At 73.3% G+C, this 25,753-nt stretch carries 20 protein-coding genes; 10 read left to right on the plus strand and 10 right to left on the minus strand.

What is annotated here, in order from left to right:
- Positions 1-247: 247 nt before the first annotated feature.
- Positions 248-1,768, plus strand: a complete 1,521-nt coding sequence (locus tag ITX44_RS11315) for a CehA/McbA family metallohydrolase (RefSeq protein WP_205356980.1) — start codon at positions 248-250, stop codon at positions 1,766-1,768.
- A gap of 66 nt (positions 1,769-1,834) precedes the next feature.
- Here ITX44_RS11315 and ITX44_RS11320 read toward each other — a convergent pair whose 3' ends face one another.
- The gene (locus ITX44_RS11320; protein WP_307795209.1) at positions 1,835-2,668 is read right to left on the minus strand and encodes an AMP-binding protein; all 834 of its coding nucleotides are present in this window, start codon (positions 2,666-2,668) and stop codon (positions 1,835-1,837) included.
- Positions 2,669-3,017: 349 nt separating this feature from the next.
- Here ITX44_RS11320 and afsR point away from each other — a divergent pair, with 349 nt between their 5' ends.
- Both afsR and ITX44_RS11330 read left to right on the plus strand, forming a co-directional pair.
- Positions 3,018-5,966 carry an SARP-family global regulator AfsR gene (gene afsR / locus ITX44_RS11325; protein ID WP_205356981.1) on the plus strand — a complete coding sequence of 983 codons (2,949 nt, stop codon included), beginning with the start codon at positions 3,018-3,020 and terminating at the stop codon, positions 5,964-5,966.
- 182 nt (positions 5,967-6,148) lie between these two features.
- Entirely contained in the window at positions 6,149-6,364 is a 216-nt protein-coding gene (locus ITX44_RS11330; RefSeq protein ID WP_205356982.1) for a hypothetical protein, read from the plus strand.
- Positions 6,365-6,770: 406 nt separating this feature from the next.
- Here the strand turns inward: ITX44_RS11330 and afsK are convergent, their stop codons facing one another.
- Positions 6,771-9,215, minus strand: coding sequence for a protein serine/threonine kinase AfsK (afsK, locus tag ITX44_RS11335; protein WP_205356983.1), 2,445 nt, complete (start codon positions 9,213-9,215; stop codon positions 6,771-6,773).
- Between the two features lie 373 nt (positions 9,216-9,588).
- The gene (locus ITX44_RS11340; protein ID WP_205356984.1) at positions 9,589-10,383 is read right to left on the minus strand and encodes a VOC family protein; all 795 of its coding nucleotides are present in this window, start codon (positions 10,381-10,383) and stop codon (positions 9,589-9,591) included.
- A gap of 458 nt (positions 10,384-10,841) precedes the next feature.
- Between ITX44_RS11340 and ITX44_RS11345 the strand changes: the two genes are divergently transcribed.
- From ITX44_RS11345 to ITX44_RS11355, 3 genes are all read left to right on the plus strand, one after another.
- The gene (locus ITX44_RS11345; protein ID WP_205356985.1) at positions 10,842-11,489 is read left to right on the plus strand and encodes a TetR family transcriptional regulator; all 648 of its coding nucleotides are present in this window, start codon (positions 10,842-10,844) and stop codon (positions 11,487-11,489) included.
- 326 nt (positions 11,490-11,815) lie between these two features.
- The gene (locus tag ITX44_RS11350; RefSeq protein ID WP_236060383.1) at positions 11,816-12,817 is read left to right on the plus strand and encodes a trypsin-like serine peptidase; all 1,002 of its coding nucleotides are present in this window, start codon (positions 11,816-11,818) and stop codon (positions 12,815-12,817) included.
- Positions 12,818-12,879: 62 nt separating this feature from the next.
- Positions 12,880-14,049, plus strand: coding sequence for a flavin-containing monooxygenase (locus tag ITX44_RS11355; RefSeq protein ID WP_205356986.1), 1,170 nt, complete (start codon positions 12,880-12,882; stop codon positions 14,047-14,049).
- Between the two features lie 81 nt (positions 14,050-14,130).
- On the opposite strand, the gene ITX44_RS11360 is transcribed toward ITX44_RS11355, so the two are convergent.
- Complete coding sequence (locus ITX44_RS11360) at positions 14,131-15,459, minus strand: MFS transporter (protein WP_307795210.1); 1,329 nt, start codon at positions 15,457-15,459, stop codon at positions 14,131-14,133.
- A 70-nt stretch (positions 15,460-15,529) separates the two neighbouring features.
- On the opposite strand from ITX44_RS11360, the gene ITX44_RS11365 reads away from it, so the two are divergent.
- Positions 15,530-16,576, plus strand: coding sequence for a GlxA family transcriptional regulator (locus ITX44_RS11365; RefSeq protein ID WP_205356988.1), 1,047 nt, complete (start codon positions 15,530-15,532; stop codon positions 16,574-16,576).
- A gap of 99 nt (positions 16,577-16,675) precedes the next feature.
- Here ITX44_RS11365 and ITX44_RS11370 read toward each other — a convergent pair whose 3' ends face one another.
- The 3 genes from ITX44_RS11370 to ITX44_RS11380 all read right to left on the minus strand — a co-directional run bounded on the left by ITX44_RS11370 (position 16,676) and on the right by ITX44_RS11380 (position 18,407).
- Complete coding sequence (locus ITX44_RS11370) at positions 16,676-17,083, minus strand: ATP-binding protein (protein WP_205356989.1); 408 nt, start codon at positions 17,081-17,083, stop codon at positions 16,676-16,678.
- A 359-nt stretch (positions 17,084-17,442) separates the two neighbouring features.
- A complete protein-coding gene (locus ITX44_RS11375) occupies positions 17,443-17,949 on the minus strand; it encodes an O-acetyl-ADP-ribose deacetylase (RefSeq protein ID WP_205356990.1) in 507 nt (168 codons plus the stop codon).
- A gap of 62 nt (positions 17,950-18,011) precedes the next feature.
- Positions 18,012-18,407: an STAS domain-containing protein gene (locus ITX44_RS11380; protein ID WP_307795229.1), complete on the minus strand. Its 396-nt coding sequence runs from the start codon at positions 18,405-18,407 to the stop codon at positions 18,012-18,014.
- A gap of 268 nt (positions 18,408-18,675) precedes the next feature.
- Here ITX44_RS11380 and ITX44_RS11385 point away from each other — a divergent pair, with 268 nt between their 5' ends.
- Positions 18,676-19,275: a sigma-70 family RNA polymerase sigma factor gene (locus ITX44_RS11385; protein ID WP_205356992.1), complete on the plus strand. Its 600-nt coding sequence runs from the start codon at positions 18,676-18,678 to the stop codon at positions 19,273-19,275.
- Positions 19,272-20,759 (plus strand): maleylpyruvate isomerase N-terminal domain-containing protein, encoded by a 1,488-nt coding sequence (locus ITX44_RS11390; RefSeq protein ID WP_205356993.1) that lies wholly within the window; start codon positions 19,272-19,274, stop codon positions 20,757-20,759. The genes ITX44_RS11385 and ITX44_RS11390 overlap by 4 nt, the downstream gene beginning before the upstream one ends.
- Positions 20,760-20,820: 61 nt before the next feature.
- Here the strand turns inward: ITX44_RS11390 and purU are convergent, their stop codons facing one another.
- Positions 20,821-21,696 (minus strand): formyltetrahydrofolate deformylase, encoded by an 876-nt coding sequence (gene purU / locus ITX44_RS11395; RefSeq protein ID WP_205356994.1) that lies wholly within the window; start codon positions 21,694-21,696, stop codon positions 20,821-20,823.
- 153 nt (positions 21,697-21,849) lie between these two features.
- The gene (locus tag ITX44_RS11400; RefSeq protein ID WP_205357197.1) at positions 21,850-22,296 is read right to left on the minus strand and encodes an SCO4402 family protein; all 447 of its coding nucleotides are present in this window, start codon (positions 22,294-22,296) and stop codon (positions 21,850-21,852) included.
- A gap of 286 nt (positions 22,297-22,582) precedes the next feature.
- On the opposite strand from ITX44_RS11400, the gene ITX44_RS11405 reads away from it, so the two are divergent.
- Positions 22,583-23,719, plus strand: coding sequence for an ABC transporter substrate-binding protein (locus ITX44_RS11405; RefSeq protein WP_236060384.1), 1,137 nt, complete (start codon positions 22,583-22,585; stop codon positions 23,717-23,719).
- 201 nt (positions 23,720-23,920) lie between these two features.
- On the opposite strand, the gene ITX44_RS11410 is transcribed toward ITX44_RS11405, so the two are convergent.
- On the minus strand, positions 23,921-25,459 hold the full coding sequence (locus ITX44_RS11410; protein ID WP_205356996.1) for a hypothetical protein: 1,539 nt from the start codon (positions 25,457-25,459) through the stop codon (positions 23,921-23,923).
- Positions 25,460-25,753 lie beyond the last annotated feature (294 nt).

The raw sequence follows: 25,753 nt of genomic DNA on the forward strand, positions 1-25,753 counted from the left end.
GCGGTCGTACGACTGTCGCCATTCTCACCCGGCGAACGGGGTAGTTGCGGGAATAGGACGCCGATTGCGGCGCCCACCAGGCCCGCTGCGCACCGGACGAGGCGTCACCGGATCATCCCCGCGAGTGAGTCCGGGACCGGTCACGGGTGATACGGGCGGGACGGGTGCGGCAGCAGTCCACTTCCCCGCAGCCTGTCGCACGCGGCGCCGCCACGCCCGCGTCACCCGCCGCCGGGACCGTACCGTCATGGACCGACGCGACGTACTGAAGCTCTCCGCTCTTGCCGGCGCGACCGGCGTCCTTACCCTGGCTCCTGTGGACTTCGCAGGCGCAACCGGGCCCGCCTCGCCCTCCGGCGGCGGCAGCGGCTCCGACGTGACCAGGACCGTCACCGGCCATCTGCCCACCGGCGTGGCCGACTTCGTGTACCTGCCGGTGGAGGTGCCGCGCGGGGTGCGGCAGATCGCGGTGTCGTACGGCTACGACACCCCGCAGGTGCCGGCCGGCACCCTCGGCAACGCGTGCGACATCGGCATCTTCGACCAGCGCGGCACCGAACTGGGCGGGAAGGGCTTCCGCGGCTGGTCCGGTGGGGCCCGCACCGAGTTCGCCATCGCCGCCGACCAGGCGACGCCCGGCTACCTGGCCGGGCCGGTGCAGCCCGGCACCTGGCACGTGGTGCTCGGCCCGTACACCGTGGCGCCGCAGGGCATGGACTACTCGGTGACGGTGACGCTGAGCATGGGCGAGCCGGCCACCCCGGTGGCGCCGCAGTATCCGCCGGACCACGCCCCCGGGCGCGGCCGCGACTGGTACCGCGGCGACTGCCACCTGCACACCGTCTACTCCGACGGCAAGCGCACCCTGGACGACCTGGCGGCGCTGGCCCGGGCCGCCGGGCTGGACTTCATCAATTCCAGTGACCACAACACCAATGGCGCGCACGCCTACCTCGGCCCGCACGCGGGAGACGACCTGCTCATCCTCACCGGCGAGGAGGTCACCACCCGCAACGGCCACTACCTGGCCATCGGCCTGGACGGCGGCGAGTGGATCGACTGGCGCTACCGGGCCCGTGACGACGCGTTCGACCGGTTCGCCAAGCAGATCCGGCGGGCCGGCGGCATCGTGGTGCCCGCCCACCCGTACGGGATGAGCCTGGCCAGCCAGTGGAAGTTCGGCTACGACAACGCCGACGCCGTCGAGGTGTGGAACGGCACCTGGACGCTGGACGACGAGGCGACCCTGCTCACCTGGGACAACCTGCTCACCGGCGCGGCCCGGCGCGGCGACGGCCACTGGATCCCGGCGATGGGCAACTCCGACGCCCACCGCGACCCGGACGTGGTGGGCCTGCCGCAGACCGTGGTGCTCGCCGACGGCCTGGACCGCCGCTCCCTGCTGGCCGGCATCCGGGCCGGCCGCTCCTGGATCGCCGAGTCCTCCGCGGTGCAACTCTCCTTCACCGCCACCGGCCCCAACGGCGAGCACGCGGACATCGGCGGCCGGCTGCCCGTCGGCCCGGACGCGCCGGTCACCGTACGGGTGACGGGCGGCGGCGTCCCCGGCGCCCTGGTGCGGCTGCTCACCGACGAGGGCCAGATGCTCGCCGAGCCGCTGCCGGAATCCGGCGTCCTGGAGTGGCGGACCACCGCGTCGCTGGCCGCCTACGTCCGCGCCGAACTGCGCCACCCGGTGTCCCCCGGCAGCCTGCTGCCGGGCGGCGCGGCGGCGATCACCAACCCGATCTGGCTCGGGCGGCAGTAGCGCGGGGACAAACGATGACGGGCGGGTGCGGGCGGCCGGCAGAGAGGGCCGCCCGCACCCCGGCCGTCACCCGGTGAAGGTCCGTATCGGCAGCAGGATGCGCCAGACCGCGTCCTCGACGCCGTGCACCGCCGCAATCCAGCCGACATTCTCCTCGTCGGTGCCCAGCCGGACGGCTTGGGCGAGTTCGCCCATCACGTCCGACAGATCGCAGTGCGCCATGGCCGCCTCCAGGCGCCCGCCGGCCGCGCCGTCGTCGTGGTAGCGGTGGTACGCGGCCGCCGCCGGCAGGACGCCGACCGGCTTCCACTGCTGGGCCAGCCGCCACACCGGCTCGCCGTCCACCCGTATCCCGTCGGCCTCCACGACCTCGGTGCGGCTGCGGTCCACGGCCAGCGGCGTCCACCGGTCGGAGCCGGTGAGCACCAGGTCGGGCCGGCAGCGGCGCACCGCGCGGGAGACCCCCTCGGTGGCGCCCGGCGAGGACAGCACCAGCGGCACCGCGGCCATCCCCGCGTACAGGCAGCCGAAGAAGGCGCCGGCCAGGTCCGGGCCCTGCGGGTAGACCAGCATCACGCGGCTGCCGGGCTGGAGCCGGCTGCCCAGGCGGGAGGCTATCGCCCGGGCCCGCCGGTCGAGTTCGGCGAAGTTGCACCCGGCCGTTCCGGTGGCCGCGTCGCCGTCGTAGGGCAGCACGGGCACGCCCTGCGGGCGGCGGGCGGCGCGGTACCGCAGCATCGGGCCGGGCAGCCGGACCATGTCGCCGGACCGGGCGCGCGGACCGCCGCCGCCGCGGCCGGACCGGCCGGACCTGCCCTCCGGCCGGTCCTCCCCGTCGCCGCTCACCGCGTCCGCCGCCCAGGGCCCGAACGCCGAGGCCGGCGCCGTGAGCGGGCGCACCGTCCGTTCCGGGGCCCCCGAGGCCCCCTCGCACCATGCGCACATGACGTCCCCGTCACCCGCCCAGTCGCCGACGACACACGGGCACGAACGACCCCCACACAGCACAACCTCCGCGCACGCACAGACGGAACCTTCGATTCGGACCAACTTTGGCCGTACGGCTGGATCAGGACCCGGCACGGGGTGACCTGAACGGCCGGACACGGCAAACTGACACGGACGGGGCCGAACTCCCGGCTCCACGTGCCATGCGGACACTGTTCCGTCGAGCGATGAACGATAGATATACGCGCGCAGAGCCGGGGGCTCGGGGGACACCGGACCGCGGGTGGTTCAGGGGGCAGAGATGCATACCAGGACGGAGCCGGGCGACGACGGCCTGCGGTTCGCGGTCCTCGGTCCGGTTCGTGCCTGGCGTGGCGACGAGCCGATCGTCACCGGTGCGCCGCAGCAGCGTGCCCTGCTCGCCGCGCTGCTGCTGCGCGGCGGCCGCACGGCCACCGCGTCGGAGCTGGTGGACGCCGTATGGGGCGAGACACCGCCCAACACCGCGCTCGCCGCCCTGCGTTCGTACGCCTTCCGGCTGCGCAAGGCGCTCGGCCCCACCGCCCTGGTCACCGACTCCGGCGGCTACGCGCTGCGGGTGGCCCCCGAGCGGCTGGACCACTCGGTGGTCGAGCGGATGGCCGGCGAGGCCGACAAGGTCCGCGCCGCCGATCCGGCCCGGGCCCGTGAACTGCTGGGCACCGCCCTGGAGATGTGGCACGGCGAGCCGCTGGCCGGCCTGCCCGGCCCGTACGCCGAGACCCAGCGCACCCGGCTCGCCGAGTGGCACCTGAGCCTGATCGAGACCCGCTTCGAACTCGACCTGGATCTGGGCGCCCACGCCGAGGCCGTCTCCGAACTGACCGCCCTGTCCGCCGAACACCCGCTGCGGGAGCGCCTGCGCGCCCTGCTGATGCTCGCGCTCTACCGCAGCGGCCGCCAGGCCGAGGCGCTGGGCCTGTACGCCGACACCCGCCGCCTGCTCGCCGACGACCTCGGCATCGACCCGTCGGCCGAGCTGTCCGAACTCCACCAGCGCATCCTGGAGGCCGATCCGGCGCTGGCCGCACCGCCCTCGGCCCAGGCGGGCCCGGCCGAGATCGTCCGGCCGGCGCAGCTTCCGGCCACCGTCCCGGACTTCACCGGGCGGGTGACGATGGTGCGGGAACTGGGCGAGCAGCTCTCGGCGGCGTCGCAGCACGACGGCGGTGTGATGGCGGTCTCCGCGGTCGCCGGCATCGGCGGGGTGGGCAAGACCACGCTGGCGGTGCACGTCGCGCACGCGGCCAAGGACGACTTCCCCGACGGGCAGTTGTACGTGGACCTCCAGGGCACCGACGCCCGCCCGGCCGAGCCCGAGGCGGTACTCGGCGCCTTCCTGCGCGCGCTCGGCGTGCCCAACGCCGCGATCCCCGAGACGCTGGCCGAGCGGGCGGCGCTCTACCGCTCGACGCTGAACGGGCGCCGGGTGCTGACGCTGCTGGACAACGCCTACGACGCCGCGCAGATTCGGCAGTTGCTGCCCGGCACGCCCGGGTGCGCGGCGCTGGTGACCAGCCGGGTGCGGATGGTGGACCTGGCCGGCGCGCACCTGGTGGACCTCGACGTGATGTCGCCGGAAGAAGCCCTGCAGCTCTTCACCCGGATCGTGGGCGAGGAACGCGTCCGCTCCGAGCGCCAGGCCGCCCTGGACGTGGTCGCCGCCTGCGGCTTCCTGCCGCTGGCCATCCGCATCGCCGCCGCGCGCCTTGCCGCCCGCCGCACCTGGACCGTCTCCGTCCTGGCCCGCAAGCTCGCCGACCACCGCCGCCGCCTGGACGAACTGCGCGCCGGAGACCTCGCCGTCAAAGCCACCTTCGCCCTCGGCTACGGCCACCTCTCCCCCGCCCAGGCCCGCGCCTTCCGCCTGCTGTCCCTGCCCGACGGCCCCGACATCTCCCTCGACGCGGCCGCGGCCGTCCTCGACCTCGACCCGTACGCCACCGAGGAACTCCTCGAGGCCCTGGTCGACATCAGCCTCATCGAATCCGCCGCGCCCGCCCGCTACCGCTTCCACGACCTGCTGCGCCTCTACGCCCGCGAACGCGCCGAACACGACGAGAGCGACATCACACGCTGCGAGGCGCTTTCCCGGCTGCTGGACTTCTACCTCGCCTCCGCCGCCAACGCCTACGCGCTGGAGAGCCCGGGCGACCGGATGCTGGACCACCTGGCGCCCACCCGGCGCACCGGCCTGTCCTTCGCCACTCGGGAGGGCGCCTTGGACTGGCTGTTCGCCGAGGGGCAGGCGCTGCTCGCGGCGGTCCAGCAGGCGGCCGACGGCGGCTGCCAGGGCCGGACCCGGCGGGCGGTGGACCTGATGCTGGCCGCGTGGGACCTGATGGAGTCCGGGATCTACCCCCGGCAGTACGAGCAGGCGGCGCGCGCCCTGGTGACGACGTCGCACGACTGCGCCGACGAGCTGGTGGAGGGCCGGGCCCGGGTGCTGGTCGCCCAACTGCTCAGGATGAACGGCCTGTTCGCCGAGAGCGACGAGGAGGCACGGCTCGCCCAGGTGGTCGGGCAGGCCGCCGCGGATCCGCTGACGTGCAGTTACGCCCCCAACGTACGCGGCATCATCGCGTACAAGGACCGCCGCTTCGAGGAGTGCGCCGCCTTCCACACCGCCGCGCTGGAGGCGTTCCGCGCGGACCACAACAAGCACGGCGAGGCGTCGGCGCTGGCCAACCTGGGGTGGGCGCAGCTCGGTCTGAACGACCCGGTCGCCGCTGTGGCGACCTGCCAGCAGGTCCTGGCGATCCACCGGGAACTCGACAGCGGGCGGGGCCTGGGCAACGGGCTGTACGCGCTCAGCATTCCGCTGACCTCGACCGGCCGGCTGGACGAGGCGATGGCCTGCCTGACCGAGGCGCTGCCCATCTTCCGGGAGTCCCGGCAGCAGTTCTGGGAGGGCATGACCCTCTACCGGCTGGCCGGCGTATATCTGGCGTCGGGTCGGTGGCGTGAGGCCGCCTCGCACGTCGAGCAGGCCCTGGTGATCCTGCGCGAGGTGGGCGGCGAATGGCGGACGGCCAACGCCCTGACCATGCTGGGCCGTGCGCTGGCCCGGCTGGACCAGCCGGTACGCGCCCACGCCTGCTGGCGCGACGCGCTGGGCATCTACGCAGCTCTCGGGTCCCCGGAGGCGGACGAGGTGCGCCGCCTGCTCGGTGGTGAGGCGTCGTCATCGTCGGCGTCTGTGGCCGTATAACAACAACCTCGTGGCCCGGTAACAGCACTGCCCACGGTAGGCAACGGGTCCGTTTATCGGTTGATTATCGGCGCCTGCCACGATTCCATCACTGCACATGAGCTGCCCGCCCGGCGGCACACGGGGGTTGCCACCGGGCGGGCGCGCGGCAACTGCACGTCCCCAAAGCACAGGAGCAAATCATGAGCAACGACATTCCGCCGGCCGACTCGAGCGTGCCCGGCGAGCCGGTTGCCACGGCCCCGACGGACGGCACGAACAAGCCCGACAACCAGTACAACGACATCATCGCCCCTGAGCTGGCCGAGGGCGTCACGGCCCCGACCGCGCCGAAGACGGCGAAGCCGGGCGGCGTGCAGCCGAACAACCAGTACAACGACTCCGCTCCCAAGGGCTGACCGACCTACCCACTGACACCCGAGCCGTTCAAGGGGGGCCGGGGTCACCGGGGGATGGGCCACGGGGAAGACGGGGGATCAAGGGGGAAACGGGGGGACCAAGGGGGAAGCGGCCCAGGGGAACCCGGGAATGCTTGGGGGGCCAAGCACATGTCCCGGGGGGCCGTTCACGAGACTGACCGCGGCGCGGAGGGGGCGCCGCGGTCAGTCCCTTTTGCGTGCAAGGGGGGCCGGGGCGCGAGCGGGTACGGGCGGACGGTGCTGGCGGCTGCTACGGGGGAACGATACGAGCGGGCGTACGGTACGGGCGGGCGGGCGGTACGGGCGGGCCGCGAACGAGCAGCGTACGGGCCGCGTTCCGGCAGCACGGTGCGGTACGTGCGGACCCGCGGATGCGGAGCCGGAATTACGCCTGGGTCGCCCGGCGGGCGCTGCCGCCGGTGCCCTTGGCCGCGTCGAGGGCGTAGACGCAGCGGTCCTTGGAGCAGGCGTACACCACGCCGTCGGCTACCACCGGGGAACCGGTGATCTCGCCGCCGGTCTCCAGCCGCCACCGGAGTTGGCCGCCCTGGGCGTCGACCGTGTAGAGGCAGTGGTCCTTGGAACCGAAGTGGACCCGCCCCGCGGCGACCGCGGGCGACCCCACGACCTCGCCCTGCGCGGCGAACCGCCACCTCGGGGTCCCGGTCACCGCGTCCAGGGTGTAGAGCGCGCTGCCGGCGCCGAGGTACACCGCGCCGTCGGCGACCAGCACCGGGTCCAGCGACTGGCGCGGCTCGGTGGCCACCCGCCAGCGGTCCCGCCCGTCGGCCGGATCGAGCGCGTAGACCGTACCGAGGTGGTCGACCGCGTAGAGGCCGCCACCGGAACCGCCCGTCCCGGCCACATACGTGGGGGGCGCGAACATCACCGCGGGCGCGTCGAAGTGCCACCGCTCGGCGCCCGTGCGCTCGTCCAGCGCGAACGCCCGGGTCCCCGCGGCCAGATACACGGTGCCGTCCGCCACCACCGGCCGGCTCGGCACGGCGCCGGCGGCCGCCGGCTCGCCCACCGGGTACGACCACAGCTCCGCGCCGCTGTGCGCGTCCACCGCGTACAGCCGGCCGCCGCCCTGGTAGTACACCGCGCGCCCGACGACCGCGGGGCCGGAGTCCGGCGACTCGTACTCCGCCTGCGCGCCGGTGCGCTCCCACCGCAGGGCGCCGGTGCCGGCGTCCCACGCCTGTACGCCGCCGCCGCGCGTGCCGGTGGCCACCGTGCCGCCGTCCGCGTGGACCGCGTACACCCAGCCGTCCACCGTGGTCCGCCACCGCTCGGCGCCGTCGCCCGCGTCGAGCGCGAACAGCCGCGGGCCGTCGGAGGCGTGGATCCGGCCGCCGGCCACCGCCATCGTCCAGGCCACGTCCCGGGTCTTGAACTGCCGCCGCCCGCTGGCCACGTCGAGCGCGTGCACCTCGAAGGAGGTGACGTACAGCAGGCCGCTCGCCACCACCGGCGTGCCCCAGACGTCGTTGGACATCCGGAACCGCCACGGGCGCCACTCCCCCGGCGGCGGCACGGTGGGCGGCACCGGCGCCTGGACCTGCGACGGCGGCCCTTGTACGACCGCCGGGTCGGCGGCCCGGTGCGCCCCGCGGCGGCGCACCCACTCGGTGCCCGGCGCCGGGCCGGCCGGCGCCTTGTGCTCGGCCGCCTCGGTCACCCGCAGCCCGGGGCCGATCGGCGCGGACCCGGCCAGCCGTACCGCCGCCGCGGGGCCGGACCCCGCGGCGGCGGGCTTCTGGTGGTTGGACCCGTTGGCGGCGGCCGCCGGCAACGGGGTGGGCGCCGGGGCCGGTGCCGTACGCGGCGGCTGCACGGGCCGGGGCGGCTGCTGCGGTGGCGGCGGCACGTTGACCGGCACCTGCGGGCCGGCGGCATGGGCGCCGCGCCGGCCACCCGAAGGCACCGCGCCGCGCCCGCTGCGCCGCTGCTCGATCAGCGCGACCGCTCCGGGCGGCAGCCAGGCGGAGGCCGTGCCCGTGTCGTCACCGCCGGCCGAGAACAGGTGCGGGGCGAGCTGCGCCTGCAGGTCGGCCGGGGTCGGGCGGCGCTCGGCCTCCATCCGCATGCACGACTCGATCAGCGGCCGCAGCTCGTCGGGCAGGCCGGTCAGGTCCGGGCCCTCGCGCAGCAGCATGAACACCGTCTCGACCGGGTTGGCGCCGTGGAAGGGCGCGTGACCGGTCGCGGCGAACACCAGGGTGGAGCCCAGCGAGAACACGTCGCTCGCGCCGCGCACGCTGCGCGAGTCGCGGGCCTGCTCGGGCGACATGTAGGCCGGGGTGCCGACCGCCACGTTCGTCATCGTCAGCCGCGTGTTGGAGACTCCCGAGGCGATGCCGAAGTCGATGACCCGCGGCCCGTCCTCGACCACCAGGACGTTCGACGGCTTCATGTCCCGGTGCACCAGTCCGGCGGCGTGGATCGACTGCAGCGCCTCCGCGATGCCCGCGGCGAGCCACCGTACGGCCTGGGCGGGCAGCGGCCCCGACTCGTTGACGATCTCTTCCAGGGACGGGGCCGGCACATAGGCGGTGGCGAGCCAGGGCACGGCCGCGCGCGGGTCGGCGTCCACCACGGCGGCGGTGTAGAAGCCGGAGACGGCGCGGGCGGCCTCCACCTCACGGGTGAACCGCACCCGGAAGAGCTGGTCCTCGGCGAGTTCGGCCCGGACGGTCTTGATCGCCACACGGCGGCCCGAGGCCGAGCGGGCGAGATAGACCAGCCCCATGCCGCCGGCGCCGAGCCTGCCGAGCACCTCGAAAGGGCCGATCCGCCTCGGGTCGTGCTGCGTAAGCTGCTCCACCACTGCCCTGCCACCTCCCCGTGCCCCGCGTCGCCGCGGATGTTTCCCCCGTGTTCTGCTGCCCCGCCCCGGCCCGTCGCCGGCTCACGCGCCAGGGTACGGGCCTGATTGTTCCTGGGATGGGCGTCGGTTGCGAACCCGGGGCGTCCGCGACACGCCCCGAAAGCGAACTCGTTATCATCCGCCGCCGGGAGCGCGGCACCGGGGTGCCGCGCCGAGCGGGTCGCCGGGATGGGGTGACAGGTGCCCGGCGCAGGCCGGGCAGGAGCCTGAGCCGAGGGCGGGCCGAGAGGGAGCAGGGGGCAGCGAGGAGTCGCCGAAGACGGCCGGGGAGAACAGTGCCCGCCCGGATGTGGCGGCCGGTGTCCCGCCGGGGCTACTGGCCGGGTATCTCGCCGGTGCGGCGCTCGACGTCTATGACGGCGAAGTGCGCGCCCTGGTCGTCGGCGACGATGGCCATCCGGCCGAAGGGGGAGTCCTGCGGCTCCATGACCACCTGTCCGCCGAGCCGGCGGACGGTGTCCGCGGCGCCGTCGCAGTCGGCGACCACGAAGTAGATCTGGAAGGCGGAGGGGACGTCGGCCGGCAGGTCCTCGCCGCGCCGCATGCGTCCGCCGACCTGGGCCTCGGGGTCGCCGGGCAGGGTCCAGACCTTGTAGTCGAAGCCGGCGCCGTCGCCGATCTGCCGGGCGTCGTAGCCGAAGACGGCCTCGTAGAAGACGTCGACGGCGTCCGCGTCGCGGGTGTGGTTCTCGGTCCAGCAGAAGGCGCCGGGCTCGTTGACGACGTCGAAGCCGGGGTGGGCGCCGCCCTGCCAGACGCCGAAGAAGGAGCCGCCGGGGTCTATCGCGCCGAGCATGACGCCGGTGTCGCCGATCGCGTCCGGGCCGAAGGCGAGCTGTCCGCCGGCCTCGGTGATCTTGGCCGCGGTCTTGGCCGCGTCGTCCGAGGCGATGTACACGCTCCAGGCAGTGGGCATGGAGGGGTCCATCTTCTCCATCAGGGCCGCCGCGTTCTTCCCGTCCCGCTGGGCCATCGTGTAATGGCCGAACTCCTCGCCCTGGTCCTGGAAGGTCCAGCCGAACAGTTCGCCGTAGAAACGCCGTCCCGCCGCCAGATCGGGCAGGGACACGTCCGCCCAGCAGGGCGCTCCTTCCTTGAAGTCGGACATTGCCTGGTCCCTCCCGTGAGTGCGTGCATGCCGTGCGTGGCGGTGCCCGGTGCCGCCGCCGTCCCGTCCGGCGGCCGGCCCGTCGTGCTGCGTGAACCACGTTAGTCAGTGATCTTCCCCACTGCACGGAGAAAGAATCGAACATATGGTCAATTTTTCGAGCGGGTCGAATGCGTCGATTCCGGGCGGGGCGAGGAGCTCGCGCGGGACCGGCGGAACCGGGCCGAGGCCGGGCCCGGGACGCACCGGACGGCCGGGAGGCGACCGGGCACAGCCCCCGGAATTCCGCCCTCCAGTGCGTAACAAAACACCCATTCACGCCAAATCGACCGCCCGCCGGCAGCCCTCAAAATGCCCGGAAAAGCCTCTGTGAGCTGCGGATTCACCGGCCCGAGCGGGCCCTCCCCGTTTGCACGCGGTCAAATCGCGCGCTGATCACCCGAAGGTAAACTGACGGCATGACAGGACAAGTTCGCACCGTCGACGGCCGCGTGGCGGGCCGCCGCGGGCAGGCGACGCGGCAGAAGCTGCTCAACTGCCTCGGCGAGATGCTCAGCACGTCGCCGTACCGCGACGTCAAGGTCATTGACGTGGCACGGATGGCGGGCACCTCCCCCGCAACGTTCTATCAGTACTTCCCCGACGTCGAGGGCGCCGTGCTGGAGCTCGCCGACGAGATGGCCAAGGAGGGGGCGAGCCTGACCGACCTGGTCGCCGGCCGTTCCTGGGCCGGAAAGTCCGGCACGCAGGCGGCCGAGGACCTCGTGGACGGCTTCCTCTCCTTCTGGCGCAAGAACGACGCCATCCTGCGCGTCGTCGACCTCGGCGCCGCAGAGGGCGACAAGCGGTTCAACCGGATCCGCATGAGAATCCTCAACGCCGTCACCGGCTCCCTCACCGAGTCGATCAAGGAGCTGCAGGGCAAAGGCAGGGTTGACAAGGATGTCAGCGCCCCGGCCGTCGCCGCCTCGCTGGTGGCCATGCTCGCCGCCGTCGCGGCCCACCAGAAAGGTTTCAGCGGCACCGGCGTCAAGCAGGCCGACCTGAAGCCGAACCTGGCCCTCCTGGTGCATCTGGGAGTGACGGGCCGCAAGCCCGCGAAGTAGCCGCCCGTACGCGGCCCGCCGGTCCGCGCCCAGCAGCCGCCGCGGCCGACGCAGGCGCTGCTGTCCTGCCGCACCGCACGCCCGCGCGGGCGTCGCACGCTCCTCGGGGGAGGTCGTGGGACGTCCGCGTCCTCGTATACGGGGACGTACGCGCCGGCACGAGGCGGCATGCCCCGCAGGTGGCCGGTCCGGAACCGGTGCCACATGCCGCGGTGACCGATCGCACGCAGCGCGTGAGGCAGGCGCGTGACCCGGACGCGCGCCGCGGACGGCGCGCCGCGGCCGGCACGCGACGCCCGTGCCCGGCAGGGGGCATCATGAGCCGCATGACCGGCAGCCGGTTCCACCGGATGTCGCGGCACCCCGCCCCCGTGACCGAGAGGCTGCGCGTGCTGCGACGACTTCTGCTGCCGCTCGCCTGCACGGCCGCGTTCACGGCGGCCGCGGTGCTGCTGCCGGTCGCCGGGCACGCGCGCAGTTCGGACGGCTGGACCAATGAGGCGGCCTCCCGGTTCTGGACGCCGGAGCGCATGGCCGACTCCATGCCCGCATCCGGGCGCCCGGCCGCCCCGCCGGCCCGGCCGGGGGCGCTGGGCACACTGCCGGCGGAGGGCGCGGCGGTGCACTTCGCCGGGATCCCGACCGTGGGCATGCTCTTCTCCGTCGGCGGCGACATGACGGCGCACTTCTGCTCGGCGAGCGTGATCGACAGCCCGGGCCGGGACCTGATCCTGACCGCGGCCCACTGCGAACTGGGCACCGACATCGGCTTCGTGCCCGACTACCGCGCGGGCGCGACGCGGCAGCCGTACGGCATCTGGGCGGTGAGCCAGGTCTTCACCGACCCGCACTGGACCCCGGACGACGACACCGGCTCGGACTACGACTTCGCCTTCGCCCGGGTGCGCCCCGGCCCGCACGGGCAGCGGGTCGAGGACGTCACCGGCGCCAACAAGCTCGCCCGCACCCCGGGTTACAGCATCCGCGTCACCGTCATGGGCTACCCGCACGCCGAGGACAACCCCGCCGACCAGGCCGTCACCTGCACGACCACCACGGGACCGCTGCCGGGGCTGCACCAGATGCAGATGGCCTGCGGCGGCTTCTACACCGGCACCTCCGGCGGCCCCTGGATCATCGACTACAACACCCGTACCAGGAGCGGCACCGTCGTCGGGTTGATCGGCGGACTAGGCGGCGGCGGACCCGACGACCGGATCTCGTACAGCCCGTTCTTCGACGACGCGGTGCTGGCGCTGTACCACACGGCGGTTCGGGCGCAGACGGGCGCGACGCATCCGGCGATCGCGGGCGCGAAGACCCCTTAACGTTGGCTTCCGATATCACCACTCTTTCTTCGTACGATCTTCATCGGTCTCGGGAGTTCCACATGTCCGACCCCTCTTCCGCCGGCCCGGACGCACCCGCGAGCACGGCGGCCCCCGACGCCATCGTCATAGGCGCCGGTCCCGGCGGGCTGGCCGCGGCGGCGGCGCTCGGGCAGCACGGGGTACGGGCCCTGGTCGTGGAACGCGCCGAGCGGCTCGGGGCGTCCTGGCGCGGCCACTACGACCGGCTGCGCCTGCACACCACCCGCAGGCTGTCGGCCCTGCCGGGGCTGCCGATCCCCCGGGCGTACGGTCGCTGGGTCGCCCGTACCGATGTGGTGCGCTACCTGGAGCAGTACGCGGAGCACCACGCCCTCGACATCGCCACCGGCATCGAGGTGCACCGGGTGGAGCGGTCGGACTCCGGCTGGGAACTGCCCGCCACCGGCGGCCGGGTGCTGACCTCCCCCGTGGTCGTGATCGCCACCGGCCACAATCACACACCGTACATACCCGACTGGCCGGGACGAAACACCTTCCAGGGTGATCTTGTGCACGCGTCCGGCTACCGCGAGCCCACGGCGTACGCCGGGCGCGACGTGCTGGTCGTGGGCGTCGGCAACACCGGGGCCGAGATCGCGGTGGATCTGGCCGAGGGCGGTGCGGCCCGGGTGCGGCTCGCGGTGCGCACCCCGCCGCACATCCAGCGCCGCTCCACGCTCGGCTGGCCCGCGCAGGCCAGCGGCATCCTGGTGCGGCGCCTGCCGGTCGGGCTGGTGGACCGCATGGCGCCGTACGTCGAACGGCTCGCCGTGCCGGACCTGTCGGCGTACGGTCTGCCCCGCCCGCGGACCGGCCTGTACGCGCGGGTGCTGGAGGGCGCGATCCCCGTGCAGGACGTGGGTCTGATCAGCGCAATACGGGCCCGGCGGGTCGAACCGGTGGCGGCGGTCGAGGGGTTCGAGGGCGACAAGGTGCGGCTGGCCGACGGCACGGAGATCGGGCCGGAAGCGGTGATCGCCGCGACCGGCTACCGGCGGGGCCTGGAGCCGCTGGTCGGGCATCTCGGCGTGCTCGACGAACGCGGGCGGCCGGTCGTACGCGGTCCGCGCACGCCGCCGGACGCGCCCGGGCTGTACTTCACCGGCTTCACCAACCCCATCAGCGGGATGTTCCGCGAAATGGCCCTCGACGCGCGGCGGATCGCCCGAGCGGTGGCCCGGACCGTGTGAGCCGCCCCGTGGGGCCGGGGCCCGTCACCGGTACGGGTGAAAACGGCTGATGTCCGGAACATCCGCCGTTTTCGCACGCGTTCACACGGCGACAGGGACCGGCGCGGCGGCGGCCGGCCGCTGGCGGATGACCAGGGACATGAGCGCGGCGACCGCGCACATCGCACCGGAGGTGTACCAGACGATGTCGTAGGAACCGAACGCGTCACGCGCGACGCCACCGAGGTAGGCGACCAGGGCCGCGCCTATCTGGTGGGCCGCCAGGACCCAGCCGAAGACGATCGCGCTGTCCGCGCCGAAGTGCTCTCGGCACAGGGCGATGGTCGGCGGCACGGTGGCCACCCAGTCCAGACCGTAGAAGACGATGAACAGCACCATCGGCGGGTGGATGCTGTCGGCGAGCAGCATGGGGAGGAACACGAGCGAAAGGCCGCGCAGGCCGTAGTAGATCGCGAGCAGCCGCCTGGGCGAGAGGCGGTCGGTGAAGAAGCCGGAGGCCACCGTGCCGGCGATGTCGAAGACACCGATGACCGCCAGCAGCGAGGCCGCGGTGGTGACCGGCATGCCGTGGTCGTGCTCGGCGGGCACGAAATGCGTCTTCACCAGGCCGTTGGTGGACGCGCCGCAAATGGCGAAGGCCCCGGACAGCAGCCAGAACGTGCCCGTGCGCGAGGCGTCCCGCAGCACCCGCAGCGCGCGGCCGGCCGCGCCGGTGACCGGCGGCGGCTTGGGCGTGAACTCGGCCGCGCCGTAGGCCGCGAGGCCCACGTCCGCGGGGTGGTCCCGCAGCAGGAACCACACGCACGGCACGACCGCGATCGCCGAGAAGGACACGGTGAGGGCGGCGGGCCGCCAGCCGTGGTGTTCGGTGATCCAGGACAGCAGCGGCAGAAAGACCAGTTGGCCGGCCGCGCCGCCGGCGGTGAGGATGCCGGTGACCAGGCCGCGCCGGGCCACGAACCAGCGGTTGGCGACGGTCGCGGCGAAGGCCAGCGCCATCGAGCCGCTGCCGAGCCCGACGAGGACGCCCCAGCACAGCACCAGTTGCCAGCTCTGCGTCATGAAGACGGTCAGCCCGGCGCCGACCGCGATGGTGAACAGCGCGCAGCTCACCACCCGCCGGATGCCGAAACGGTCCATCAGCGCGGCGGCGAACGGCGAGGTCAGCCCGTACAGGGCCAGGTTGACCGAGACCGCGAAGGCGATCATGCCGCGGGACCAGCCGAACTCGGTGTGCAGCGGGTCGATGAGCAGGCCGGGCAGCGAGGCGAAGGCGGCGGCGCCGACCAGGGCCACGAAGGTGACGGCCGCCACCGCCCAGGCGCGGTGCACGCGGGGCCGCCGAGCGGGCCGGCCGGCCGCGGGGCCGCGGTCGGCGAGGGGCGCGGGAGCGTGGGATGTCTGCGTCACCCACACAGTGTCAGGAACCTGATCAACGCGAACGAGTGGCCGAAAGGCCATGATGTGAAAGGATCGGGCCATGGCCGAATCACCGAATCCCGCCGTCCCGAGCCCGGGTGCCGCCGCCGGGTCCGCGGTCTTCCGGCACCCGGACCGGCACCACATCGCGGTCTTCGCGCTGGACGGGGTGATCCCGTTCGAGCTGGGCATTCCGCTGCGGATCTTCGGCGCCGCCCGACATCCGGACGACGAGAGCCCGCTGTACGAGATCGCGACGTGCAGCCTGCGGCCCGGGCCGGTGCGGACCGACGCCGACTTCTCGATCATGGTGGAGCACGGCCTCGCCGCGCTGCGGGAAGCGGACACCGTGGTGTTCCCGGCCTCGCACGAGCTCGGCCCGGTCTACACCCAGGGCCTGCTCACTCCCCCGCTGGTCGAGGCGTTCGGCGCGATCCGGCCGGGGGCGCGCGTGGTGTCCATCTGCACCGGCTCGTTCCTGCTGGGCGCGGCCGGGCTGCTCGACGGCCGGCCCGCGACCACCCACTGGTCCAGCGCCGACCTCTTCCAGCGGCTGTTCCCCCGGATCCGGGTCGACCCGGACGTGCTGTACGTGGACGACGGCGACGTGCTGACCTCGGCCGGGGTCGCGGCCGGCGTCGACCTGTGCCTGCACATCGTGCGGCGCGACTTCGGTACGGCGGTGGCCAACTCGATCGCCCGCCGCACCGTGGTGCCCCCGCACCGGGAGGGCGGGCAGGCGCAGTACATCCGGCGGCCGCTGCCCGAGCCGCGGCTGGCCACCACCGAGAAGGCCCGGGCCTGGGCCCTGGACCGTCTCGACCAGCCACTGACCCTGCGGCAGATGGCCGACCGCGAGGCGATGAGCGTGCGCACCTTCACCCGGCGGTTCCGCGAGGAGGTCGGGATGAGCCCCGGCCAGTGGCTGACCCAGCAGCGAGTGGAGCACGCCCGGCAGCTGCTGGAGTCCACCGGCCTGGGCATCGATCAGGTGGCGCAAAGGGCGGGGTTCGGCACGGCCGCCTCCATGCGGCAGCACCTCCAGGCGGCGCTCGGCGTGTCACCGACGGCGTACCGCCGCACCTTCCGGGCCGGCGCCCGCGCGTAGCCCACGCCGGGGCCGGACAGCGGGAGGGTCCGGCCCGGGGACGGGCGCGGGCTCTTCGGATCGCCGCGGGAGAGGCGGCCCGTAGGCCGTCGGGCCGGATCAGGACAGGACGGTGGCGCGGTCGACCTCGCACCAGATCTGCTTGCCCGTGCCCTCGGGGTGCCAGCCCCAGCGGTCGGCGAGGCCGTCGACCAGCTCCAGGCCGCGGCCGCCGGTGTCGTCACGCCGGGCGTGGCGCGGGGCGGGCGCGGCCTGGCTCACGTCGGTCACCTCGACCCGGACGGGCGCGGCCGGTGCGACCGGGAAGAGCACGCGCAGTACGGCGGGACAGCCGGTGTGGACGACCGCGTTGGTCACCAGCTCCGAGATGAGCAGGATCAGGGTCTCGGCCACCGGCTCGTCGGCTCGTATTCCGGAACCCGCCAGCCTTGACCGCGCCCATCGGCGGGCCCGGCCCACTTCCGCGGGGTCCGCGCCCACCTCAAGCTGCACCTGAAGCACCTGCACTGCTCACACCATCCGAACCGGCGGATACGACGCCCCATGGCGACCCGCGATCACCGAGCGTGATCCCGGCCTGACACAGCATGATTGACCCGCTGTCACCCCAACAAGCGCTTCGGGCATATTCCGGCGCGACACGGCAGGCATGCTGCATACTGTGCGGCCCCTCCGGGGCGGTACCGCGTGCGCCGTCGCGGCCCGCGTCCGGCGGGGCCGGACGGAGCCTTGGAGGAAGCGGGTACATACACGCACTCGACGGAGCGTACCCGAGCGAAGTCCCCATGCCACGGCGTAACAAGTCACGCATCGGACACAACACCGTGCGGACGCTCAGTAATCAGGCCATCGACGGCACGCGTGAATTACATATAGACGACAAAAGCCTCATATGCGGCGGCATCGAAGAGGACAAAGCGGACTTCACGTACGGCGGTGTCGGCCGCGCGGACCGTACCGACCGCGATCCGCGCACCGTCGTCCATCGGCCAGCCGTAGATGCCGGTGGAGACGGCGGGGAAGGCGACCGTGGCGGCGCCGAGCTCGTCGGCGACCCGCAGGGACTCGCGGTAGCAGGAGGCGAGGAGGCCGGAGCGGTCCTCGCCGGCCCGCCAGACCGGGCCGACCGTGTGGATCACCCAGCGCGCGGGCAGCCGTCCGGCGGTGGTCGCTACCGCCTGCCCGGTGGGCAGCCCGGAACCGTAGTGGGAAGCGCGCAGATCACGGCACGCGTTCAGGATCTCCGGGCCGCCCTTGCGGTGGATGGCGCCGTCCACGCCCCCGCCGCCCAGGAGCGAGGAATTGGCGGCGTTGACGACGGCGTCAACCTGCTGTTCGGTGATGTCACCCTGTACGAATTCGACCTGAACCATGAGGCCATGGTGGCCCGGCGGCGGGCCTCGGGCGAGCGCATGACTCCCGTACCCGCCGAGCGTCAGGCGGACAGCGGGCGGGCCGAGTCGTCGGTGGCAGCCGTCAGATCGGGATAGACCTCGAACAGCCGGCGTACGCCCAGCGCGGCCAGCACCCGGTTGACATGCGCCTCTCCGCCGGCGCTCGCACCGGCGCCCAAGCGGGGCGCGCCCGGCGCGTCCTGCGGCAGCACGATGCGCAACCGCCCGGCGCACGACCGCATCAGCCGACGTGCGCCGATCATCACGCCCACCCCGCTGGAGTCGCAGAAGCGCACTCCGGCCAGGTCGAGGACCACCTGCCGCCGCCCCTCGGCGACCGCGTCGTGCACGTTCTGCCGGACCGCGGGTGAGGAGATCAGGTCCATTTCGCCCGCGACCGTCACCACCACCCAGCCGTCCCGCTCGGCCCGGGTCACCTCCACGCGGTTCCCACCTCGCCTCGCCGTCGGCTCCGGAGTCGTCATCACACCGACCCTATGCCCGTTCTCGGTCGTAACTCTGCCGTCTTCCGGTCACACCCGGATAACGGACCGCCAAAAGCGGTCGCCCCGGCGAACGGGTTGCGGCAAAGCAGGGTACGCCTCATCAGGTGCCCGGTACCGTCGGGAAAGCATCCGGACGAGCCGAACACGATTGGCTACGGTGGGTGTCGAGAGGGTGGGACGAGGCCGAGGGGGCCGGGAGATGGCGACACCCGCACCACCGCGCTGGGACCGCAGGATGCAGCAGCGGCTCGCGCGGGGCGAGGAAGCCGCGCTCGGCGAGCTCTACGACCGGTACGCCTCGCTCGTGCACGGCCTGGCGCACCGGGTGACGGCCGACCACGACGCCGCCGACCTGATCACCCGTGAAGTCTTCGGCTACATATGGGAGAACCCGGACGCCTACGACCCCAAGGGCGGTTCGCTGCGCTCGTGGATAGCGGCGATCACCCAGCGGCAGGCGGTGCACCGGCTGCGGCAGAACGAGAGCCGGGGCCGGTCGAACCCGGACGAGGTGGAGACCAGGGTGCGCGAGGCGAACACCGCGGCGCGCGCCGACTTCATTGTCACCTCGATGCCCGAGCCGCTGCGCGCCGCCCTCGAACTCGCCTACCGCGAGCGGCTGGACTACCGCGCCGCCGCTGCCGGACTCGGCGTCAGCGAGGCCGAGGCGCGCCGCCGGCTGCGGCTCGGCCTGCAGTTGCTGTCCACGGCCATGGAGCCGGCCGACGAGGCGGCGGACCCGCTGCGGCACCGGGTCCCGCCCCCGATCGGGTACCGGAGCCGACGGGGACAGCGGTGAGCGGCCCTGCGTTCCGGGACGGCGACGGCGGACGTGAAGGCGGTGGCGGACGCGGGGGCAGCGGTGACGACGGCGTGCCGCGCGTGCCGTACCAGCGCGACCGGAGCGCCCGCAACAGGCCGCCCGACGACGACACCCGGCGCCGGCCGCCGCACCACCCGGCGCGCGATCCGGCGTACGGTTCGCCGCGCGGTCCCGCGTACGACCCCGCTTACGATCCGGCGCGCGACGCCACGTACCGCCCCCCGTACGGCCCCCGACCGGTGGACGAGACGGGCGACGGTCCGCAGGGGCCGGCCGTGACGCCGCGGCAGTCGCGCCCCGACGCGGGCTTCGACCACCACACGCTCAAGTCGCTGCTCGGCGCCTGGGCGCTGACCGCGTGCTCCCGGGAGGAGGCGCTGGCCGTCGAGGAGCACCTCACCGGCTGCGCCGCCTGCGCCGAGGAGGCGTTACGGCTGCGCGACGCGGTGAGCCTGCTGCACCGTGAGGAGACCCTCGACCTCGATCCGCTGCTGCGGGCCCGGGTGCTGGAGGGGTGCCTCGGGCGGCGCCCGGCGCGGATCCCGGTGCCGGAGTGGGCCGGGCCGTACGACGCGGAGGCCGCCCGGCTGGACGCGCTGCTGCGCGACCTCGGCGATTCGTACTGGAAGGCGCCGGTGGAACTGCGCTGGTTCGAGGGCGCCCCGGTGTCCCGCCGGGTCACCGTCGAGCAGGTCATCGCGCACCTGACCGCCCTGGACAGCCTGGTCGGGCGGCCCCTGGGACTGCCGGAGCCGGGCGGGGACCCGGCGGCACCTCCGGAGCGCGCGAGCCGGGGGCGCCTGCGCCGGGTACGCCCCGAGCACGAGCTCCCCCTCGACCCGTGGGAGCGCACGGCGGCCCACTGGGCGGCGCAGAACCACCTGCCCGGCGCGACCCTGCGCTCCCTGTGGCGGGAGCAGACCCACAACCTTGTCCGTACCGTGTCGTTTGCAGGACAGGGAGTGGCCGCACTCACGGTCGAGTACGGCGTGGCCGCGCTCCCGTTGCGGGACGCCTTCGTGGACCGGGCGTTCGAGTGCTGGATGCACGCCGCCGACATCGCCGAGGCGGTGGACTACCCGTACGAGCCGCCCGCGCCGCGCAGCCTCAACCGGATGGTCGACCTGGCAGCGCGGCTGCTGCCGGACGTGCTCGCCGAGCGGCGCCGGGCCGGGCTGACCACTTCGCCGTCCCGCCTGGTGGCGGCGGGGCGGCCGGGACGTTCCCTGCTGCTGGAGATCGACGGCCCCGGCGGCGGCGAATGGTATCTGCCGCTGGACTCCCCGGGCGCGCTCGCCTCTCCCGAGGAGACGGTGGCGCACGTGGCGATGGACAGCGTGGAGTTCTGCCGGCTCGCCGCCGGTCGCATCGAGCCGGAACAGATCGCGGCCGGTCAGCTCGGTGACCGCGCGGTGATCAGAGATGTGCTCTTCGCGACCGCTTCGTTGTCACGGATGTGAGCGTGCGCAACCGACATGCGCAAACGAGCGGTTCAGGTTGCTCAGGCGCGCGCGGAACCCGTCAGGCGAAGACCACAGTGCGGCGGCCGTTGAGCAGCACCCGGTGCTCGCTGTGCCACTTCACCGCCCGGGCCAGTGCCTGGCACTCCACGTCGCGGCCGATCGCGACGAGCTGCTCGGGGGTGACCCCGTGGCCGACCCGTTCGACCTCCTGCTCGATGATCGGCCCCTCGTCGAGGTCGGCCGTCACGTAGTGCGCGGTCGCGCCGATCAGCTTCACGCCCCGGGCGTGCGCCTGGTGGTACGGCTTGGCGCCCTTGAAGCTCGGCAGGAAGGAGTGGTGGATGTTGATGATCCGCCCGGACAACTGGCCGCACAGGTCGTCCGACAGGACCTGCATGTAGCGGGCGAGGACGACGAGTTCCACGCCTTCCTTCTCCACCAGCCGCAGCAGCTCCGCCTCGGCCTCGGCCTTGTTGTCCCTGGTGACGGGGATGTGGTGGAAGGGCACGCCGTAGGACCCGGCCAGGTCGCGGAAGTCGGTGTGGTTGCTGACGACGGCCGCGATCTCCACCGGCAGCGCGCCGATGCTGGCCCGGAACAGCAGGTCGTTCAGGCAGTGGCCGAACTTGCTCACCATGAGCACGATCCGCATCCGCTCCTCGGACGGGTGGATCGCCCACTCCATGTGGTAGGCCTCCGCCACCGCCGCGAAGCTCGCCCGCAGCTTGTCCGCGGTCACCGCCGACTCGGCGGAGAAGTGCACGCGCATGAAGAACAGCCCGGTGTCGCGGTCGCCGAACTGCTGGCTGTCCACGATGTTGCAGCCGGTCATGAAGAGGTAGCTGGACACCGCGTGCACGATGCCCTGCTTGTCCGGGCACGACAGCGTCAGGACGTACTGCGGGTCGGCGGACCGCGGCGGCTCAGCGTTCACCCGGCCAGCCTCGCACACCCGCCCGCACCCGCGCCCCGCTGTCCGTACAGCGGGACGCCTCGGCCGGCGTCGTAGCAGGCGTCGCGCACGAGGACGTACGACACGGCCCGCACGACGCAGTACCGCCCGGGTGCCCGCTGAGGCGGTGCCCGCTCAGGCGGACCGGGTGTAGATCGCCAGCACCTCGAGGGAGCGCGGGGGCGAGTCGGGGTCGTCGCCGTCGGCCACCGCCAGCCGCAGGTGCGCCTCGCGGGCCGCGCGGACCGCCTCCGGCCAGCCGTGGTGCTCCAGGTACGAGGCGGCCGGAGCGTCGGCGCCCACCTGGTGCAGGATCTTCAGCACCCGCAGCACCGCCACGTCGACGAGCGCGGCCTCCTGCGAGTCGCGGAAGATCGTCCCGACGTACTTCTCGGCGGACCAGTTGTCCAGCCAGGTGTCCTCGACGAGCCGGTACACGGCGTCGGTGACGTCCCCGTAGCCCGGGCGCCCGGTCCCCCAGACCTCCCGCTGGAACACCGGGTCGCTGATCATGTGCAGCGCGGAACGCACATTGCTGCGCCAGCGCCACCACGGCATGTCGTTGAGCGGCATGCCTCCCATCGTGGAGGAGCGGCGGCCACGACGGGAAGAGTTCTCCGAAGCTTGCACAACGTCCGATCGTACGCACTCGAACACCGGCGCCTGCAATTCACCCGAATGTGGCCGATCGTTCCCTTGCGGGAACCCTCACGTTGGGGGCGAACCGGAATCTTCCCGATACATGAATGCTCGGGGCAGCCGCAGGAGACACCACGCCGCCGCGGCTCTGCTGGCCGCATCCGCGCTGCTCAGCGGTTGCGGCGTGCTTCCGGGGGGCGCGGGGGGCTCCCAGGGTCCCATCACGGTGATGACGTGGGCGCCGGTCGACACCAAGGCGACCAATATGCCAGGGATGCTGGCCATGGCGCAGGCTTTTGAGCATTACGTCAACGACCAGGGCGGATTGAACGGCCGCAAGCTGAAGGTCCTCACCTGCAACGAGCAGAACGACTCGATCGCCGTCACGGACTGCGCGGAGCAGGCCGACAAGGCGGGCGCCGTCGCGGTCGTCGGCTCGTACAGCGAGGAGGGCAACAGCTTCACCTCCGCGCTCGAGGCGGACGACATCCCGTACATCGGCGGCTACGGCATCACGCAGGACGAGTTCCAGAGCCTGGTGTCGTACCCCGTCAACGGCGGCCTGCCCTCACTACTGGCCGGCAGCGGGCGCCAGTTGGCGGACCTGTGCAAGAAGGTGACGCTGGTGCGGCCGGACTCGATCACCGGCGATCAGTTCCCGCTCTTCCTCGATCAGGGGCTGAAGGCCGCCCAGCATGCCCCGGCCACCGACCTGCTCACCCCTGACGACGCCTCGGACTACAACGCCGTCGCCGAGCAGGCCCTGGGCGACGACAAGCCGTCCTCCTGCGTCTCCTCGGTGCTCGGCGACCACACCAGCACGTTCTTCGACGCTTTGCGGCGGCTCGGCCCCGACGAGAAGCCCAAGGTGCGGCTGTCCTCGGTGATAGGCAGTGTGCAGCAGTCGGTGATCGACTCCACCGGCGGCGCCGACAGCCCGCTGGAGAACGCCTACATCACCGGTTGGTACCCGCCCGCCTCGGACCCCAAGTGGGACGAGATGAAGTCGGTGATCAACAAGTACGCCTTCGGGGACGACCGGATCAACGTCAGCGACCCCGGCGTGCAGACCACCTGGATCGCCTACACGGTCTTCGCCAAGGTCGTCCGGGGCATGGGCGACAAGGCGAGCATCACCAACGACAGCGTGCGGCGCGCCATGGACGCCACCACCCGCCTGTCCACCGGCGGCCTGACCCCGGACCTCGGCTGGACCCAGGCGGACATGCTGGGCGTCCCCGGCCACCCCCGCATGGTCAACGCGAAGGTCACCTACCAGGCCGTGCGCGAGGGGCGGCTGGTCGCCGCCCGGCCCGGCTTCGTGGACATGACCTCGATCCTGCGCAGCCAGGACCAGGGTTCCTGAGGCGGGCAGTTCCTCGGGCCGGTCGCGCTTGAGGTCGATGGCTCTTGCGGCCGGTCGAACCCGAGACGGGCTGATCACCGTATTTCCTGAGCGGCCCGCCCCTTTCCGTGTACGGAAACGGGCGGCGGCCATGCGCTGGCCGCCGCCCAGGGCACGGGTGCCGCGCGGGGCGTGTCCGCCGCCCACGCCGCGGCCTCCGGGTCAGAGCTGGCTGAACTCGCGCTGGGTGAGCCCGTACTGACGGGCTATCGCGTTCCACAGCTTCACGGCGCGCTTCTTCTGCTCGGTCGCGGTGCCGCTCGCCTGGTTGGCGGCCTGCGCCTCACCGGTGCTCCGGGCGGTGCCCCCCTTGCACACGTGGTGGTTGCTCTGCGCCTGGTCGGCCCAGTTCGCGTAGTGGCTGTCGGCGGCGGCCGACGCGGTCCACGCCTTGGTGAGGGCGTCGGTGAGAGCCGCGTGGTTGGGGAGCTTGTCCACCGACAGCGAGCCGAGCTTGGTGACCAAGCCGGTGCGCTGGCCGGACGCGGTACGCAGCGCGGAGGCGGCGCCCCCCAGGTCACGGCAGTTCTTGACCGAACCGACCGCGTTCACCACCGAACTGCGGCTGTTGCCGCTGGTGTTGAGGAGCGAATCCAGCGCCTGTGCCTGCTGCTTGGCCGCGTCGTTGCCGGCGGCCGCGGGACTGTTGCCGCTGCCGCTCGCGGACGCGCTCGTGCCCGCCGAGGGCGTGGCCGAGGTCGTGGGGGTGTTGTTCGCGCTGGCACTGCCGCCGCTGTTGAGCAGGCCGCCGACGACGAGGCCGGCCACCACGCATCCGGCGACCACGATCCCGATCAGCACCTTGGGCGACAGCCGGCGCCGGCCGCCGTCCTCGAGCCCGTCGTCGTAGCCGTACCCGTTGTCGTAACCCTGCGCGCCGTACGGCGGCTGACCGCCCATCGCGCCGGGGCCGGCCATTGCGGGCTGCTGCTGCGCGGACGGCGGCTGGATGATCCGCTGGCGCATCGGCGGGGGGCCGGGCACGTCGTTGCGGAACAGGTGGTCGTAGTCGCTGTCGTGCTCCGTCTGCGACTGAGCGCCCTGCTGCTGGTACGGGTCCTGGCCGTAGTCGTGCTGCGGGTACGCCTGCTCGAAGGACTGTTGCTGCTGCTGTTCTTCGAAGATCGACAGCGGCAGCACCTGGGTGCCGTCGGAGGCCCCCGCAGGCGGCTGGCCCGGCTGACCGGGCTGGCCGTCGAAGCCGTACGGGGCCCTGGGGTCGCCGCTGGGCATCCGGTGGCTCCCGGGCCCCTGCTGGGACGCCTCGGGCCCGGTGGGCGGCGCCTGCGGCGGCATGGGCGGCAGCGGCGGTACGGCGCCGGGCATCGCGCCCTGCTGCGGGCCGGCCTGGCCGAACGGGTCGGCGCCGGGGTACGGCGGCAGCATCTGGGTGGCGTCGGCCACCGGGGCGGGACCGGCCGGGGCGCCGGAGCCGTGGGGATCGGCGCCGCCGTGGAGGTCGGCGCCATGAAGGTTGCCGTGACCGTACGCTCCGGGTCCCGGCACCGGGCCGGGCCCGGGCATGGTGCCCGGGTAGGGCGGCATCATCTGGGTCGCGTCCGACACCGGGGCGGGACCGGCCGGGCCGTGGGGTCCGGCCGGATACGGCGGCATCATCTGCGTGGCGTCGGCGGCGTCCGTCTGCTGCGGCAGGGCCGGGGCCTGCGGGGATCCCCACGGGGTGCCACCGGCGGGCTGCACCTGGTCACCGTAAGGCGCCTGCTGCTGGTGCTGCGCCGAGGGGAGCACTACGCCCCGGTACGCTTCCGGCGATTCCTCCCCGCGTCCGCTGCTGTGCATCGCCGCCCACTCCCGCCTCTACCCCGCCGTCGGAACCGTCCGCCAACGCTACCCGGTCGATCCCGGCAGCGACCACGTCCACCCGAACGAGTGAGCGCAACGGCACACTCGGGGAGCGCCCACCCCCCGACCCGGTGGCCCGGTCGTCCCCGGCTTCTCCAGCACTTTGGCGGCGCCGCGGGGGAACAGTGACGG

The organism is Actinacidiphila acididurans (genome assembly GCF_016918855.1).
In the GTDB taxonomy this organism is placed as follows: Bacteria; Actinomycetota; Actinomycetes; order Streptomycetales; family Streptomycetaceae; genus Actinacidiphila; species Actinacidiphila acididurans.

Coding starts and splice junctions, on each gene's coding strand:
- ITX44_RS11340 (WP_205356984.1), bottom strand. CDS start 10,383: ATGTCCGACTTCAAGGAAGGAGCGCCCTGCTGGGCGGACGTGTCCCTG.
- ITX44_RS11365 (WP_205356988.1), top strand. CDS start 15,530: ATGGCCGAATCACCGAATCCCGCCGTCCCGAGCCCGGGTGCCGCCGCC.
- ITX44_RS11350 (WP_236060383.1), top strand. CDS start 11,816: ATGACCGGCAGCCGGTTCCACCGGATGTCGCGGCACCCCGCCCCCGTG.
- ITX44_RS11315 (WP_205356980.1), top strand. CDS start 248: ATGGACCGACGCGACGTACTGAAGCTCTCCGCTCTTGCCGGCGCGACC.
- afsR (WP_205356981.1), top strand. CDS start 3,018: ATGCATACCAGGACGGAGCCGGGCGACGACGGCCTGCGGTTCGCGGTC.
- ITX44_RS11385 (WP_205356992.1), top strand. CDS start 18,676: ATGGCGACACCCGCACCACCGCGCTGGGACCGCAGGATGCAGCAGCGG.
- ITX44_RS11400 (WP_205357197.1), bottom strand. CDS start 22,296: ATGGGAGGCATGCCGCTCAACGACATGCCGTGGTGGCGCTGGCGCAGC.
- ITX44_RS11375 (WP_205356990.1), bottom strand. CDS start 17,949: ATGGTTCAGGTCGAATTCGTACAGGGTGACATCACCGAACAGCAGGTT.
- ITX44_RS11345 (WP_205356985.1), top strand. CDS start 10,842: ATGACAGGACAAGTTCGCACCGTCGACGGCCGCGTGGCGGGCCGCCGC.
- ITX44_RS11405 (WP_236060384.1), top strand. CDS start 22,583: ATGACGTGGGCGCCGGTCGACACCAAGGCGACCAATATGCCAGGGATG.
- ITX44_RS11330 (WP_205356982.1), top strand. CDS start 6,149: ATGAGCAACGACATTCCGCCGGCCGACTCGAGCGTGCCCGGCGAGCCG.
- ITX44_RS11355 (WP_205356986.1), top strand. CDS start 12,880: ATGTCCGACCCCTCTTCCGCCGGCCCGGACGCACCCGCGAGCACGGCG.